A 14,239-nucleotide genomic window follows, 5' to 3' on the forward strand; every position below is an offset into this window, starting at 1 on the left:
GCCTGCCGCGTCACCCCAGCGTATCGGACCAAGACCAGTGACCCCGTCCCGCCCCACGATCTACTTCATTCGCCATGGCGAGACGGACTGGAATCTGGAGGGCAGGCTCCAGGGTCAGAAGGACATTCCGCTCAACGACGTCGGCCGCGTCCAGGCCGAGGAGGCGGGCCGCAAGCTGAAGGCGCTCGTGCCGCATGTCGAGGACCTCGCCTACGTGGCGAGCCCCATGACCCGCACCCGCGAGACCATGGAGATCCTGCGCGAGACGCTGGGCCTGCATCCCGAGAGCTACCGGCTCGACGAGCGCCTGGTCGAGCTGACCTTCGGCACCTGGGAGGGCATGACCTGGAAGGAGGTCCGCAAGGCCGAGCCGCAGCTCGCGGCCCTGCGCGAGCAGGACAAGTGGCATTACGCGCCGCCCGGCGGCGGCGAGAGCTACGCCATGCTGGTCGAGCGCATCCGCCCGATCCTGGACGACCTCACCCGCGACACCGTGATCGTCGCCCATGGCGGCGTCGCCCGCGCCTTCCTGTCGATCTGCTGCGGCGTCTCCTCCCGCCAGGCCGCCAGCATGGACATCTGGCAGGGCCGGGTGCTCGTCATCGAAGGCCGCCATCACCGCTGGGTGTGACGGGCAGGCGCGACAACCTTCGCGGCGCTCCTGCGTTGTCAGGATATGCAATACATCTGCGATGCTCCTGGAGCGAAGACCTGGTTCCGGATCGAGACCGAGGGCGAGGCCGCGCTCGAATCCGACGCCATGGGCCATGCGGTCGAGAAGCATTTCCGCCATGCCTGGGAGGCGGCCACCGACAGCTATCGGGCAACCTCGTCACCCTTCGTCGAGCAGAATATCGGGCTCAAAGCCCATGTCCGGCGAGTCATGCCGCTGTTCCTGACCCTCCGCGACGCCGAGGGGACGGCTCTGGCGACCGCGATGCTGCCGCCCGACGGCGAGGGGAACCGGCATTTCAGGATCATCGTCGTCGGGCCGGAGAACCGCGATCCTTATCCGGAGCACGGGGAGGCGATCCACGCATTGGGCGTGCATCTCGGCCTGACCCTCGACCGCGACCGCTGCTACCCGTATCGGTGAGTTTCCGGACACTGGATGGCGATGCGGATTGCTGAGCGCGCGACGGTTTGGTCGGCCATTCACCTCACACGTCATCACCGGCCTTGTGCCGGCGATCCCGATGATGAAGAGCGCCACGCTTCAAACGATCGGGATGGCCGGGACAAGCCCGGCCATGACGTCGGTGGGCGTCGGCTCCGAGGATGCTGGATGGCCGGCACAAGGCCGACCATGACGGCGAGAGGCTTGCCCGATCCAGGAACTGAGCAGTACCCTGCCGGTTATCCTTAAGCGCAGGCCCCGCGGGCGTGCCGCACACCCGGATCGTCATGGCCACATTCGCCGACGCCCATGCCGATGATGCGAGAACCGGCACTGCCTCCCGGGCGGCGGTTCTCGGCGCTCTCGGCGTTGTGTTCGGCGACATCGGCACCAGCCCGCTCTATGCGCTCCGCGAGGCGGCGGTCGCGGCCGACCATGGCGTCCTCTCGGCGGCCACGGTGCTGGGGGTGCTCTCGCTGATCCTGTGGTCGCTCATCGTGGTCATCTCGATCAAGTACTGCCTGTTCATTCTGCGCGCCGACAACCGCGGGGAGGGCGGGATCATCGCGCTGCTGGCGCTCCTTGGAGTCCGGCGCATCCAGCCGGGCTCCTGGCGCATGTATCTCGCGGTTCTCGGCCTTGTCGGCACAGCTCTGCTCTATGCGGACGGGACGATCACGCCGGCCATCTCCGTCCTGAGCGCCATCGAGGGCCTCGCGGTCGATTCCGACCAGTTCAAGCCCTACGTGATCCCGATCACGATGGTCATCCTGGTGACGCTGTTCTCGCTCCAGCGCATGGGCACGGGCCGGATCGGCCGGGTCTTCGGCCCGTTCATGCTGATCTGGTTTTCGATCCTGGGCCTGCTCGGCCTAGGCGGGATCGTGGCCGCGCCCGGGGTGGTCGCCGCCATCAACCCGATTCACGCGCTGGCCTTCCTGCTCAACACGGATCTGTCGGTCACGCTCGCGGTCCTTGCCGCGGTGTTCCTCACCGTCACGGGCGGGGAGGCGCTCTATGCGGATCTCGGCCATTTCGGCCCGGCCCCCATCCGCAACGCGTGGTTCTTCGTCGTCCTGCCGGCTCTCATGCTCAACTATTTCGGCCAGGGAGCCCTGCTCCTGACGAATCCGGGCACGGTCGAAAGCCCGTTCTATCACCTCGCGCCCGACTGGGCGCATTATCCGCTCGTCGTTCTCGCCACCTTCGCGACGGTCATCGCCTCGCAGGCCGTCATCACGGGAGCCTTCTCGCTGACGCAACAGGCGATCCAGCTCGGCTTCCTGCCCAGGATGCGGGTGATTCACACCTCGACCCATGAACGGGGCCATGTCTATGTGCCATTCGTGAACTGGGCGCTCGCCCTGCTGACTTTCACGGCCGTCCTGGGCTTCGGATCGTCGAGCCGCCTGGCGGGCGCCTACGGGCTGGCCGTGTCGCTCGACATGGTGATCACGACGATCCTGGCGACCTTCGTGGCCATCCATTGGGGCCATCGGCCGATCCTCGTCTACCTGCTCAACGGGACCCTGCTGCTGGTCGATCTGGTGTTCTTCGCCGCCAACACCACGAAGCTGCTGGAGGGTGGCTGGTTCCCGCTCCTCATCGCGCTCAGCGCCGCCTTCATGATGCTGACCTGGCGCAAGGGCCAGCAGCTCGTCCAGCGCGCCCGCACGCATCTGCGCATGTCCACGAAGGACTTTCAGCATCTCCTGGAGCAGCAGCCGCCGATCCGCATCCCGGGAACCGCCGTGGTCATGTCGGCGTCGCCGACCGGAATCCCCGGGACCCTCCTGCATCACCTGAAGCACAACCGGGTGCTGCACGAGACCGTGTTCCTCGTCTCGGTCGTGGTCACCGACGAGCCGACGGTCGGCGAGGAGGCGCGTGCCCACCTGGTGCCGATCTGCGAGGGGGTTCAGCGCCTCGTCCTGCGCCTCGGTTTCACGGAGAAGCCCGACGTGCCCAAGGCGCTGCGCGACGCGGCGGCCCGTCTCGACCTGCCGGGTCTGGATCCGGATACCGTGACCTATTACGTCGGCCGTCAGACGATCGTGGCCTCCAGGAAGCTTCCCGGCATGGCGTTCTGGCGCGAGGTGATCTTCGCCATGCTGAACCGCAATGCGGAGCTGACGGCGGATTACTTCTGCATCCCGGCCGCCCAGGTGGTCGAGATCGGCAGCTCCATCGAGATCTGACGACGCGGGTCAGACTCCCGCGCCCGGAGGGCGCTCCTCACCGGTCATGGGCGGAGCCGGCCGTCCGCGGCGGCTCCCGGTCCATGCCCCCGTTCCGGTCGCGCGCCGCCCGGGCCGGGTCGTGGGGCGTGCCTCGTCAGGCGCGACCGGCAGGAGCATGCGAACCCTGGTCCCCGTGCGACGCCCCGGGGTGGCCGCTTGAGCCCGCCCGAGGAATATGCTCATCTCATGAAACATCGTTACAGTGAAGGCGATCGATCATGTGCCGGTTCATAGTTGCCGCCGCAGGGCTGGCTCTGCTGACTTCTCCCGGCTCCGCCGAGACCATCGAGCGGACCGTCAAGGCCAATACCGTCTCGGCCATCGACGGATTTCTGGGGTACGAGGTCAATACCTGCTACCCGTCGGTGATCCCCGACGTGAAGGTGCGCCAGGCGCCGGCCAACGGCACCCTCCAGATCCGACCGCACGAACAGGCGCTGGGCAAGGACACGCGCTGCCCCGGCACGAAGGTCCGCGGTCTCGCCTACGTGTACACGCCGAAGAAGGGCTTTAAGGGGATGGACGAGGTCGTGCTCGACATTCCCTGGAGCTGGAACGACCTGGCGACGCAGACGCTCCTGACGAGAACGTACAGGATCCGCGTGGAGTAGCGCCGGGCCGAGCGTCGCGGAAGGGCCGCCATCCGGCCTGTGATCGACGCGCCGAGGGGGCGGCGCATCGGGCGTGACACCCGGCCGCTTTGGTTCTAAGAGGCCTAGAGCATCGGACGTGAAAAGTGGACCCACTTATCACGTCCGATGCTCAACCCCTTGAGTGGCGCACCGTTCGACGCGAAAAACCGGGTCCGCTTTTTCGCACGGTGCGTTAGAACCTCGAAGAAGCGCCATGTCCCACAATACCTTCGGCCACCTGTTCCGCGTCACCACCTTCGGCGAAAGCCACGGACCCGCCCTCGGCTGCGTGGTGGACGGTTGCCCGCCCATGATCCCGCTCGAGGCCGCCGAGATCCAGGCGGAGCTCGACCGCCGGCGCCCGGGCCAGTCGCGCTTCACCACCCAGCGCCAGGAGCCGGATCAGGTGAAGATCCTGTCCGGGGTGTTCACCGACGAGCGCACGGGCCGGCAGGTGACGACCGGAACGCCGATCGCTCTCCTGATCGAGAACGTGGACCAGCGCTCCAAGGATTATTCCGAGATCAAGGAATCCTACCGCCCCGGGCACGCGGATTTCACCTACGACGTGAAGTACGGCATCCGCGACTATCGCGGCGGCGGGCGCTCCTCGGCCCGCGAGACGGCGGCCCGCGTGGCGGCCGGCGCCATCGCCCGCAAGGTGCTTCCCGGCATCACCATTCGCGGCGCCCTCGTCCAGATGGGCCCGCATGCCATCGACCGCGGCAGCTGGGACTGGGACGAGGTGGCGCGCAACCCGTTCTTCTGCCCGGACCCCAAGGCGGCCCGGTTCTACGAAGAGTATCTCGATGGCCTGCGCAAGGACGGCTCCTCCATCGGGGCGGTCCTTGAGATCGTCGCCGAGGGGGTGCCTGCGGGCCTCGGCGCGCCGATCTACGGCAAGCTCGATTCCGATCTCGCCGCCGCCTTGATGTCGATCAACGCCGTCAAGGGCGTGGAGATCGGCGACGGCTTCGCGGCCGCAAGCCTGCGCGGCGAGGAGAACGCCGACGAGATGCGCCCCGGCAACCAGAGCGCGCCCACCTTCCTGTCGAACCATGCCGGCGGCGTGCTGGGCGGCATTTCCACCGGCCAGCCCGTGGTATGCCGCTTCGCCGTGAAGCCGACCTCGTCGATCCTCACCCCGCGCGCCAGCGTCACCCGCAGCGGCGCCGAGGCGGAGGTGCGGACCAAGGGACGGCACGATCCCTGCGTGGGCATCCGGGCCGTGCCGGTGGGCGAGGCCATGGTCGCGTGCGTGCTGGCCGACCACCTCCTGCGCCACCGCGGCCAAGTCGGGCAGGGTCCCTCCTGGCCGTTCCAGGCCTGAGGCTAGAACGTCGAAGCGTGTCATCGGGAGGTCAGGGCTGGGCCCGTCTCCGGCCATCCCGGTCCAGTGGGGGCGGCGCCTTCAGGCAATCGGGATCGCCTGCACGAGGCCCGTGATGACGTGGGTGGTTCCGACGAGACGGCGCCAAGCACTTCTGCAAGGGCCGCCTTGCAGATTTTAGTTTTACTAAAATCCTTCCATCGGCTAAGCCTCCGGCATGAGACTGGCTGACTGGTTGTCCCGCAACGGCGTGTCGCGCGTGGCCTTCGCGCGGCGGATCGGCGTCACCCCTGGCGCCGTCACCCAGCTGTGCAACTCCGAACAGGCCTGGCTCTCCCGCGATACCGCCGAACTGATTGCCCGCGAGACCCGCGGGGCGGTGACGCCCAATGATTTTCTGCCCGAATCCGCCAAGGAGGCCTGGATGCCCCATTCCGTCACCGAAGCCATCGAGGCTTTCGCCCGTGGTGAAATCGTCATCGTGACCGACGACGACGACCGCGAGAACGAGGGCGATCTCATCGTCGCCGCCTCCCTGTGCACGCCGGAGAAGATGGCCTTCATCATCCGCAACACCTGCGGGATCGTCTGCGCGCCGCTGACGGTCGCGGAAGCCCGCCGCCTGCGGCTCGATCCGATGGTGCAGGCCAACGACGCGCCGCTCGGCACTGCGTTCACGGTGACCGTGGACGTCAAGCACGGGCTGACCACCGGCATCTCGGCCGAGCAGCGCTCGAACACCGTGCGGGCGCTCGCCAACAACAACATGGGGGCGGCCGATTTCGTCCGCCCGGGCCATGTCTTTCCGCTCATCGCCAAGGACGGCGGCGTCCTCATGCGCTCCGGCCATACGGAGGCGGCGGTCGACCTGTGCAAACTCGCGAACCTGCCCCCGGTCGGCGTGATCTGCGAACTCGCCAACGACGACGGCACCGTGATGAAGGGTCCGCAGATCGACGCCTTCGCCGAGACGCACAATCTCAAGCGGATCTCGGTCGCCGACCTCATCGCCTATCGTCAGGCGCGGGAGAAGCTCGTGGAGCGGATCGCCAGTTTCCCGGTCGAGACGCAATGGGGCTCGTTCACCGGCTATGCCTATTCGACGCCCTTCGACAGCGTGCAGCACATCGCCCTCGTCCATGGCCGCATCGGCGACGGCACGAACCTCCCTGTGCGCCTGCACCGCGCCAATGCGCTCACCGATGTGTTTGAGGGCGGCAAGACGGTGAACACCGCCCTGCAGCGTTTCGTGAAGGAGGGCAGGGGCGTCCTGGTCTATCTGCGCGACGGCACCGCCGGCGTGCCGACCACGTCCTTCTCGGACAATGACGAGACGGGCTCGGAGGCGATGCGCTCCAGCCAGTGGCGCGAGATCGGCCTCGGAGCGCAGATCCTGCGGGATCTCGGGGTCGCGTCGATCCGCAACTTCGCGACGTCGAGCCGCTCCTATGTGGGCCTCTCGGGCTTCGGGATCGAACTGCTGAGCGAAGAGCCGATCGAGTGTTGATGGGAGCCTCACTGGCTTCGTGAAACCTGCCACGTCATCACCGGCCCTGTGCCGGTGATCTCGATCTGTGAAGCGCTGAGCGTGCCGTGTGGGACTTCGCTCAAGTCCCGGTCTCACGCCCCATGAGGGCGTCGAGATGGAAGGCGGTCGATTTCGCCAAGCCTTCGAGGTCGTAGCCGCCTTCGAGCACGGACACGATCCGCTGCCCACAATGGCGACTGGCGAGGTCCATCAGCTTCTGCGTCGCCCAGGCGAAATCCGATTCCATCAGGTTCAGGCTGGCGAGCGGATCGCGCCAATGGGCGTCGAAACCCGCCGAGATGATGATCAGGTCCGGGCCGAAATCGTGGATCCGGGGCAGGATTGCGGCTTCGACCGCCTCCCGGAACGCCTCGCTGCCGTCGCCCGCGTTCAAGGGCGCGTTGACGATGGTGCCGTGCTCGCCCGTCTCGGACAGGGCGCCTGTTCCGGGATACAGGGGAGCCTCGTGGGTCGAGCAATAGAGCACGCTCTGATCCGACCAGAAGATGTCCTGCGTGCCGTTCCCGTGGTGGACGTCCCAGTCGAAGATCGCCACCCGCTCGGCGCCGTGGCGCGACTGCGCATGGCGCGCCGCGATGGCTGCGTTGTTGAAGAAGCAGAAGCCCATCGTCCGGACGCGCTCGGCATGGTGTCCGGGCGGGCGCATCGCCACGAAGGCGTTGGTGGCCCGGCCCGTCATGACCTCGTCCACGGCCATCACGGCGCCGCCGGCGCCCCTGAGAGCTGCCTCGTAGGTGCCCGGCGACATGACCGTGTCCTCGTCGATCCGGACTAACCCTTCTCGGGGACTGATGTTGCGGAGCCGGACGATGTACTCTTCCGGATGCGCGAGGGCGAGGCTCTCCATCTCGGCCATGGGCGCCTGCTCGCGGACGAGCGAGGTGAACCGCTCCTTCTCGAGGGCGCGCTCGATGGCGCGGATGCGGTCCGGGCGTTCGGGATGGCCAAGCGGTGTCTGGTGATCGAGGCTGGCCGGATGGGCGATGTAGAGCGTGGACATGGGTCTTCTTGTGGTGGGACCACCGCGAGTGTCGCAGCGTCACGAGCGGCTGTCTATGTTGTTGCGATGCAACACTTTCGGATGCGGAGCCGTGCCATGGTGTGTTTCGATTCGACTTGACGACGTCACGGCCTATAAACCGGCCGGAAACGAAATCATGTCTCGCCCCAAGCGTTGACTCTGCAGAGCTTTACACGATGCGCCTTTTCCGTCTGCCCCTTCTTTTGGCAATGATCGCGGCTCTGGCCGGATGCAACTTCAAGGGTGTCCCGGATCCCCAGGTCTCGGCCCGCGATACCGAGTGGATGGCGCAGGTCCCGAAGGCCGACGACGATCCGCGCTTCGGGCGCTACATGATCGACGATCCGACCGGCGAGGCGCCTGGCACGATCGTGGTCGATACCAAGGAGCGCCAGCTCTATCTCGTCCAGCCGAACCGGAAGGCGATCCGCTACGGCGTCGCCGTCGGCGATGAGGCCTATGGCTGGACCGGCACGGCCTCCATCGCCCGCAAGGCGGAATGGCCGGACTGGAATCCGCCGGCCGAGATGAAGGCCCGCTGGCCCCACGTCCAATACACGAAGGGCGGCCCGGAGAACCCGCTCGGCGCGCGGGCGCTCTATCTCTACGAGGGCAACAAGGACACCCTCTACCGCATCCACGGCACCAACGAGCCTGAGAAGATCGGCCATGCGGTGTCGTCGGGCTGCATCCGGATGCGCAATATCGACGTGATCGATCTCTACAACCGGGTCGCGCTGAACTCGAAGGTCATCGTCCGCTGACGGAACCCGTCATGGCTGATAATGAAAAGAGCGCCCGGGAGGCGCTCTTTTTGTTTCTGATAGGGATCTCAGCCCAGCATCGCTTCCTTGCGAAGGATCGCGGGAAGCTCGGAGGTTTTCGGACGGTCCTGCTGCCGCTTGGCGGCCTGGACGGCGGCCGCGAGGGCCGGCAGGGCGACGGCCTTGAAGGCCGGGATGGAATGGGCGGCATTCTGTTCGCCGGGGCGGATCTGGCGGTCTTGGGCGTGCTGAGTCATGAATCCTCTCTCGAAAACAGGCTGTCTTCGCAACCTGCCCTTATGTTCCGGCTGCCTGTGACTGCTTTGGGGCAGACCTGTGATCATGTGCTGGCTTGGCTGCAGATGACTGGTCCAAGGTGAACGAAGCCTTAACGCTGCAACATTCCTTCACCGGACGCAGCGAACTCCCGTGGCTCCCGGAATTCCGACGCGGCTCGCGGCCGCAGCGCCAGGATCGAGACCAGGATGAGTGCGCCGATCATGCCCACATGCTCGCCGGCCGTGTGGAGCGCCGTGACGGCCCGCTCGCCGTCCAGGCGCCAGAAGGCGTGGACGATCAGGATGGTCAGGAAGGTGAAGACGCCCAGCGCCCCGGCGCCGAGCCATGTCCATCGGTTCGCGATGATGAGGGCCGATCCGGTCAGCTGAACGACGATCGTGAGGCTGTTGTAGAGCCCCGCCGGCTCCAGGCCGAACTGGCGCATCTCCGCCACCCCGCCGGAAAAGTCCAGGAGCTTGATCAGTCCGCTGGCCCAGAACGGAAAGGTGAGCAGGATCCGGGCGGCAATTTCCGCTCCCCGGCTCGAGAGCAGCGCATCGATCCAGCGTGGTGGTGTAGTTGACGCCATGGCGGCTTCCCCTTGTTGACGTTAAGTCAGGCGGGGAGCCTTCTAGGGCCAAGCTTCGCTAGAAGCTGTGCGCGCCCGCACCTCTGGCAAAGGCCTCGCCGTCCCTCAACCCCATCTCGTAGGCCCGGCGGATGCCCGCCGGATTGGTGATGTCGAACTGGCCGACGGGGACCGGTTTCGAGGGCTGGATGTAGGTGCGGCCCTTCACATTGGGGAATGCCCGGTAGAGCCGCGAGAGAACGACGAGGGTCCTGCCTCCCTGCTCCTCGACCGGCAGCAGGGGCTCGGTCGGCACATTGTCCACAAGCCCGCCGTCGAGCGCCGCCATGCCGCCGACGAGGCCCACCGGCATGAAGGGCGGCACGCTGGCGCTCGCCATCAGGGCAGCCGAGAGCTCCGCCGGCGTGGCCAGATCCTGCACCCGAATGAATTCGGGCCGGAAACCGAGGGCGCGGCCGCCGCGCGGATGAACGGGCGAACGCCACTTCTTCTCGATCTGATAGGTGGCGATCCCCAGGGGGACGGCGAGCGAGAGAGGCAGGCGGTGCGGCTTGCGGGCGAGCCCGATCAGCACGCTCGGACCCTGCTTCAGGTGCTCCAGGGCGTTTTCGTCGATGATGGCCTCGATCAGGCTGCGGTACATGAGCGAGACCGGCCAGGGCGACCCTTCGCTGCGCCAGGCGCGCCACTCGAAGTTGCGCCGCCCCAGGCTGCAGCCCTCCGCCACCATGTCGTTGACGCGCCGTCCGAGCCCGAGAAGGCTGTAGCAGGCCGACCAGGCGCCCGCGCTCACGCCGACGACCATCGCGGGCTTCAGGCCGAGGAGGGGAGCGGCGGCTTCCCAGAAGCCGCCCTGCCAGTAGCAGCGGTTGCCCCCGCCTGCGAATGCCACCGCGTCGAACATCGAAAGCCTATCGGGATTTCCCCGAGGCATCCTCCTCCTCGGTCCGCGCCCGGTCGCGCCAGGCCAGGACGATGCGCTCCAGCTCGGCGAGATCCTGGGCAGGGAGCGTTCCGAGCGTGCGCATGACATAGGAGCGCTGCGCGGCGATCCCGCGGTTCGCGAGATCGCGGCCCTTCGAGGTCAGGTACAGGGCGTTGGAGCGTCGGTCGCCGGGGATCGAACGGCGCTCGACGAGACCGGCCTCGACCATGCGGTCCAGAAGTCCCGACACGTTGCCTTTCGTGACGTAGAGGCGCTCGGCCAGTTCCTGCTGGCTCATGCCCTCGCGCTCGGTGAGCGTGGAGAGCAGGTCGAACTGAGGGATCGACAGGCCCAGCTCCTTCAGCTCCGCCGCGACCGCATTGGTGGCCCGGCGGTTCAGGCGGATGAAGCGAAACCAGATCCGCAGGGGGTCGGCGGCTTCGACGGGGGCGGGAACGGGTGCGGACGACATCAAAGGCTTCGGGCTCCTGAGAGGGCAATAGTTTATATTGAAACCATTTCGCCCGTCACCCCTCGCGAAGAGGGGACGAGGATCTTTACCCGGAAAATGCCTCCGTGGCTGACGTTGCGGCTGCTTGCGGCATGATATGTTCTAGTGTTGAACCTTGACGACCGGCATCGAGACGCCGGTGTTCCGAAGGCTTGATCATGACCACCCCTTTTCTGGCTGACGGGCCGCCTCCTGCGCCGTCGAGTTCGCCCATGGCCTTCTCAGGACGAGGCCGTGAATTCATGAGGCTGCTGATCGCGGGAGGTCTCTTTCAGATCACGACCTTCGGCTTCTACCGGTTCTGGCTGATCACGAAACTGCGCCGCCACCTGTGGTCCAATACCCAGATCGACGGCGAGGCATTCGAGTATACCGGCACCGCCAAGGAACTGCTCATCGGCTTCCTGATCGCCCTGGCGATCCTCGGGCCGATCTATATCGCCTATGCGATTCTCGGCATCGTCCTTGAGGAGAAATATGCGTTTGCCAGCGTTCCGCTCGTGATCGTCATGTATGTGCTGGCACATTTCGGCAGCTATCGCGCCCGCCGGTATCGCGCGAGCCGGACGGTGTTTCGAGGCATCCGGTTCTGGATGACGGGATCCGGATGGCCCTATGCCGTCCGGGCCATCCTGTGGGATGTCGCCGCGGTTCTCACTCTCGGTCTCGCCTTGCCTTGGGCCATGGCGTCCCTCGAACGCTACAGGATGCGCAACACCTATTTCGGCAGCATCCAGGGCGATTTCGCCGGGACGGGCTGGTCGCTTTTCAAGCGGGGATGGTGGATCTGGGTGCTGGGGCTTGCGGGTCTCGTCAGCCTCGCAGCGCTGATCGTCGTCCTGACCAAGCTGTCTCCCGGACGTGACCGAACGGTCCTGCAGGCGATCGTCGTCCTGCTGATCCTGGCCGGCATGGTGCTCTTGCCGCTGGCCCTGGCGATCCTGACGCGCTGGCGCATCGACGGCTTGCGTTTCGGCGACGTCACCGCGGCAAGCCGCTTCCGGGCCCGCACCTATTACGGGCTCTTCTTCAAGCTCGTTTTCTCGTCTCTCGGCTTCCTCCTGACCTTCGGCATCGTGGCCGGATTGCTGGGAATCCTGTCCGCCGGGGTCTTCAAGGAGGCCATGACGGCAGCCGGCGGGCTCTCCTGGCTTTCGATAGGGGCAGGCCTTCTTGTAGCGATCGGCTATCTCGTCGCCCTGCTGGGTCTCGGCGTCCTTCAGCGCTATTTCCTCGGACGCGGCCTGTGGGCCGCCATCGTGGGGTCGACGACGATCGCCAATCTGCCATCGATCGATGCGGCCGTGGCGGCTGGCCAACCGGCCGGCGTTCTGGGAGAAGGACTGGCCGACGCCCTCGATTTCAACGTCGGCCTGTGAGGTCGGCCATGGCAGGTGCAGTGTTCTACGACGGCGAAAGCGCCCGTCGAAGAATGGTTTCCCTGAACGTAACCCCGTCCGCCATCGACATTCACGAGGGCACCGAATGGATCGCCTCTTGGCCCTCTGCGCAGGTGAGACGGCGGGACGCGCCCGACGGCGTCCTGCGGCTCACGCGTCGAGGTGCGTCCTCCCTGGCACGGCTCGATGTGGCCGATGCAGACCTTCAGGCAGCCATCCGCGTGTCCTGCACACAGCTCGACGGTTCCGAACGGCGGGAGCGGGCGGAGCGGATCCTGCTCTGGTCCTTTGCGGCGACGGCATCGATTCTTCTCTGCGTCTTCCTGCTGCTTCCGATCCTGGCCGAGAGGCTGACCCCGCTCATTCCCGTCTCCTTCGAACGCCGGCTCGGCACGGCCGTCGATAATCAGGTGAGAACGATCTTCAAGGGCAGGACCTGCGAGGAGCCCCGCGGTCTTGCGGCCTTGAACCGGCTCACCGAACGCCTGGAGAAGGCACACGTTCCGCCGCTGGACGTGGAGGTCGCCGTAGTGAGCACGAGGGTGCCGAACGCCATCGCACTGCCGGGCGGGCGGATCTATCTGTTCGAGGGTCTCCTGGACAAAGCCGAATCCCCCGATGAGCTCGCCGGGGTGCTGGCCCATGAGATGGGCCATGCGGCGCATCGCGACGGCCTGCGCAAGATGATCCAGGCGGGCGGCACGTCGTATCTGCTCGGCCTGCTGTTCGGCGACGTGACGGGCGGGGGCGCCATCGTGTTCGTCAGCCGCTATCTCGTCGACAGCGCCTATTCCCGCGACGCGGAAGCGGCGGCGGACGGTTTCGCCGGCAGGACCATGGTGTCTCTGGGACGGCCGGCCCATCCCATGGCCCTGTTGCTCAAACGCATCGAAGGCAAGGATGATGAGGAGGGCGGGAACGATTCCGGGATCCCGGCTTTTCTCTCCACCCACCCCGTCACCGACCAACGGCTGAAAGCTTTGGAAAAACAGGTGCCACCCCAATCCGGCGAGCCTCTTCTCGATCAACAGGAGTGGCGCGCGCTCAAAGAGATTTGTAAGACGACCTGATGCGCCGTCTCATCATCGAAGAACCGGTCTCCCGTCCGGCGAAGTGGTCTCCCGCGCTGGCATGGTTCGCGCTCGTCGTCACCGTGCTGGCGGTGTTCATGATCCGCTTCAACAAGATCGACTATCAATCCGGCTTCATCGCCCTCGGCGCCGGCATCGCCATCGCGCTCCTGGCCGTGGTCATGGCCTTCATGGGCTTCGTCCGCATCTGGCAGGAGGGGCGCCAGGGATTGGGTAGCGGCATCAGGGGTGTTCTTATCGCGGCCCTTGTTCTCGCCTATCCGGGCTTCATGGCGCTCAAGGCCGCGACCCTGCCGCCGATCACCGATGTCAGCACCGACACCGACGATCCACCGTCCTTTTCCCGCTCCCGCGCCGCCCTTCAGGCCCGTGACGGCCGCATCCCTCCCGATGTGGCCCCGGAGACGCGGGAGATGCAGCGAGCGTCCTACGTGCAGATCGCCCCGCTCACGCTCGATATCGGTCCGGACGAAGCCTTCGCGATCGTGCAGAAGGCCGCCCACAATCTCGGCTGGCAGGTGATCGAGGCCGTGCCGCCCGGCGGGCGCATCGGCCTGGGACGACTGGAGGCGGTCGACCGGACGCGCCTGCTCAAGATGCCGAGCGACATCACCGTCCGGGTCCGCCCGCGCGTCGACGGCACGCGCATCGACATCCGCTCGGCCTCCCGCTTCGGCAGCCACGACCTCGGCGCCAATGCCGGGCATATCCGCGACTTCCTCGAAGAAGCGTCGAACCTGGCGATCGCGGTACGGTAAGAGATCATAGTGCTCCCACGTCATGGCCGGCCC

General features: G+C 66.4%; 15 protein-coding genes. 10 read left to right on the forward strand and 5 right to left on the reverse strand.

What is annotated here, in order from left to right; translation table 11 throughout:
• Positions 1 to 37: 37 nt before the first annotated feature.
• From KBI52_RS23735 to ribB, 6 genes are all read left to right on the forward strand, one after another.
• Positions 38 to 631 carry a histidine phosphatase family protein gene (locus KBI52_RS23735; protein ID WP_173946133.1) on the forward strand — a complete coding sequence of 198 codons (594 nt, stop codon included), beginning with the start codon at positions 38 to 40 and terminating at the stop codon, positions 629 to 631.
• 45 nt (positions 632 to 676) lie between these two features.
• Entirely contained in the window at positions 677 to 1,096 is a 420-nt protein-coding gene (locus tag KBI52_RS23740) for a hypothetical protein (RefSeq protein WP_173946132.1), read from the forward strand.
• Between the two features lie 308 nt (positions 1,097 to 1,404).
• A complete protein-coding gene (locus tag KBI52_RS23745) occupies positions 1,405 to 3,315 on the forward strand; it encodes a potassium transporter Kup (RefSeq protein WP_210811956.1) in 1,911 nt (636 codons plus the stop codon).
• A gap of 260 nt (positions 3,316 to 3,575) precedes the next feature.
• On the forward strand, positions 3,576 to 3,968 hold the full coding sequence (locus KBI52_RS23750; protein ID WP_173946130.1) for a hypothetical protein: 393 nt from the start codon (positions 3,576 to 3,578) through the stop codon (positions 3,966 to 3,968).
• Positions 3,969 to 4,203: 235 nt separating this feature from the next.
• On the forward strand, positions 4,204 to 5,319 hold the full coding sequence (aroC, locus tag KBI52_RS23755) for a chorismate synthase (protein ID WP_210811957.1): 1,116 nt from the start codon (positions 4,204 to 4,206) through the stop codon (positions 5,317 to 5,319).
• Positions 5,320 to 5,536: 217 nt separating this feature from the next.
• The gene (gene ribB, locus KBI52_RS23760; RefSeq protein ID WP_210811958.1) at positions 5,537 to 6,826 is read left to right on the forward strand and encodes a 3,4-dihydroxy-2-butanone-4-phosphate synthase; all 1,290 of its coding nucleotides are present in this window, start codon (positions 5,537 to 5,539) and stop codon (positions 6,824 to 6,826) included.
• A gap of 100 nt (positions 6,827 to 6,926) precedes the next feature.
• On the opposite strand, the gene KBI52_RS23765 is transcribed toward ribB, so the two are convergent.
• On the reverse strand, positions 6,927 to 7,868 hold the full coding sequence (locus tag KBI52_RS23765) for a histone deacetylase family protein (RefSeq protein ID WP_173946127.1): 942 nt from the start codon (positions 7,866 to 7,868) through the stop codon (positions 6,927 to 6,929).
• Between the two features lie 197 nt (positions 7,869 to 8,065).
• On the opposite strand from KBI52_RS23765, the gene KBI52_RS23770 reads away from it, so the two are divergent.
• Positions 8,066 to 8,653, forward strand: a complete 588-nt coding sequence (locus KBI52_RS23770) for a L,D-transpeptidase (protein ID WP_210811959.1) — start codon at positions 8,066 to 8,068, stop codon at positions 8,651 to 8,653.
• Between the two features lie 68 nt (positions 8,654 to 8,721).
• On the opposite strand, the gene KBI52_RS23775 is transcribed toward KBI52_RS23770, so the two are convergent.
• From KBI52_RS23775 to KBI52_RS23790, 4 genes are all read right to left on the reverse strand, one after another.
• Positions 8,722 to 8,910: a hypothetical protein gene (locus tag KBI52_RS23775; protein ID WP_173946125.1), complete on the reverse strand. Its 189-nt coding sequence runs from the start codon at positions 8,908 to 8,910 to the stop codon at positions 8,722 to 8,724.
• Between the two features lie 131 nt (positions 8,911 to 9,041).
• Complete coding sequence (locus KBI52_RS23780; RefSeq protein ID WP_210811960.1) at positions 9,042 to 9,521, reverse strand: DoxX family protein; 480 nt, start codon at positions 9,519 to 9,521, stop codon at positions 9,042 to 9,044.
• A 58-nt stretch (positions 9,522 to 9,579) separates the two neighbouring features.
• Positions 9,580 to 10,425, reverse strand: a complete 846-nt coding sequence (locus KBI52_RS23785) for a patatin-like phospholipase family protein (RefSeq protein WP_210811961.1) — start codon at positions 10,423 to 10,425, stop codon at positions 9,580 to 9,582.
• Positions 10,426 to 10,432: 7 nt separating this feature from the next.
• Complete coding sequence (locus tag KBI52_RS23790) at positions 10,433 to 10,918, reverse strand: MarR family winged helix-turn-helix transcriptional regulator (RefSeq protein WP_173946122.1); 486 nt, start codon at positions 10,916 to 10,918, stop codon at positions 10,433 to 10,435.
• 251 nt (positions 10,919 to 11,169) lie between these two features.
• On the opposite strand from KBI52_RS23790, the gene KBI52_RS23795 reads away from it, so the two are divergent.
• From KBI52_RS23795 to KBI52_RS23805, 3 genes are read left to right on the forward strand one after another with little or no spacing between them, the layout of a single operon-like run.
• Positions 11,170 to 12,336: a DUF898 family protein gene (locus KBI52_RS23795; RefSeq protein ID WP_256439512.1), complete on the forward strand. Its 1,167-nt coding sequence runs from the start codon at positions 11,170 to 11,172 to the stop codon at positions 12,334 to 12,336.
• Between the two features lie 8 nt (positions 12,337 to 12,344).
• Positions 12,345 to 13,427, forward strand: coding sequence for a M48 family metallopeptidase (locus KBI52_RS23800; RefSeq protein WP_173946120.1), 1,083 nt, complete (start codon positions 12,345 to 12,347; stop codon positions 13,425 to 13,427).
• Positions 13,427 to 14,206 carry a DUF1499 domain-containing protein gene (locus tag KBI52_RS23805; protein WP_173946119.1) on the forward strand — a complete coding sequence of 260 codons (780 nt, stop codon included), beginning with the start codon at positions 13,427 to 13,429 and terminating at the stop codon, positions 14,204 to 14,206. The genes KBI52_RS23800 and KBI52_RS23805 overlap by 1 nt, the downstream gene beginning before the upstream one ends.
• The last annotated feature ends 33 nt before the right edge of the window (positions 14,207 to 14,239 follow it).

This window comes from Microvirga sp. HBU67558 (assembly GCF_018069605.1).
Lineage (GTDB): Bacteria > Pseudomonadota > Alphaproteobacteria > Rhizobiales > Beijerinckiaceae > Microvirga > Microvirga terrae.

Excerpts from the sequence above, each read along its gene's own strand:
- KBI52_RS23740 (WP_173946132.1), top strand. The coding sequence starts at position 677 with ATGCAATACATCTGCGATGCTCCTGGAGCGAAGACCTGGTTCCGGATC.
- KBI52_RS23745 (WP_210811956.1), top strand. The coding sequence starts at position 1,405 with ATGGCCACATTCGCCGACGCCCATGCCGATGATGCGAGAACCGGCACT.
- KBI52_RS23750 (WP_173946130.1), top strand. The coding sequence starts at position 3,576 with ATGTGCCGGTTCATAGTTGCCGCCGCAGGGCTGGCTCTGCTGACTTCT.
- aroC (WP_210811957.1), top strand. The coding sequence starts at position 4,204 with ATGTCCCACAATACCTTCGGCCACCTGTTCCGCGTCACCACCTTCGGC.
- ribB (WP_210811958.1), top strand. The coding sequence starts at position 5,537 with ATGAGACTGGCTGACTGGTTGTCCCGCAACGGCGTGTCGCGCGTGGCC.
- KBI52_RS23765 (WP_173946127.1), bottom strand. The coding sequence starts at position 7,868 with ATGTCCACGCTCTACATCGCCCATCCGGCCAGCCTCGATCACCAGACA.
- KBI52_RS23770 (WP_210811959.1), top strand. The coding sequence starts at position 8,066 with ATGCGCCTTTTCCGTCTGCCCCTTCTTTTGGCAATGATCGCGGCTCTG.
- KBI52_RS23775 (WP_173946125.1), bottom strand. The coding sequence starts at position 8,910 with ATGACTCAGCACGCCCAAGACCGCCAGATCCGCCCCGGCGAACAGAAT.
- KBI52_RS23780 (WP_210811960.1), bottom strand. The coding sequence starts at position 9,521 with ATGGCGTCAACTACACCACCACGCTGGATCGATGCGCTGCTCTCGAGC.
- KBI52_RS23785 (WP_210811961.1), bottom strand. The coding sequence starts at position 10,425 with ATGTTCGACGCGGTGGCATTCGCAGGCGGGGGCAACCGCTGCTACTGG.
- KBI52_RS23790 (WP_173946122.1), bottom strand. The coding sequence starts at position 10,918 with ATGTCGTCCGCACCCGTTCCCGCCCCCGTCGAAGCCGCCGACCCCCTG.
- KBI52_RS23795 (WP_256439512.1), top strand. The coding sequence starts at position 11,170 with ATGGCCTTCTCAGGACGAGGCCGTGAATTCATGAGGCTGCTGATCGCG.
- KBI52_RS23800 (WP_173946120.1), top strand. The coding sequence starts at position 12,345 with ATGGCAGGTGCAGTGTTCTACGACGGCGAAAGCGCCCGTCGAAGAATG.
- KBI52_RS23805 (WP_173946119.1), top strand. The coding sequence starts at position 13,427 with ATGCGCCGTCTCATCATCGAAGAACCGGTCTCCCGTCCGGCGAAGTGG.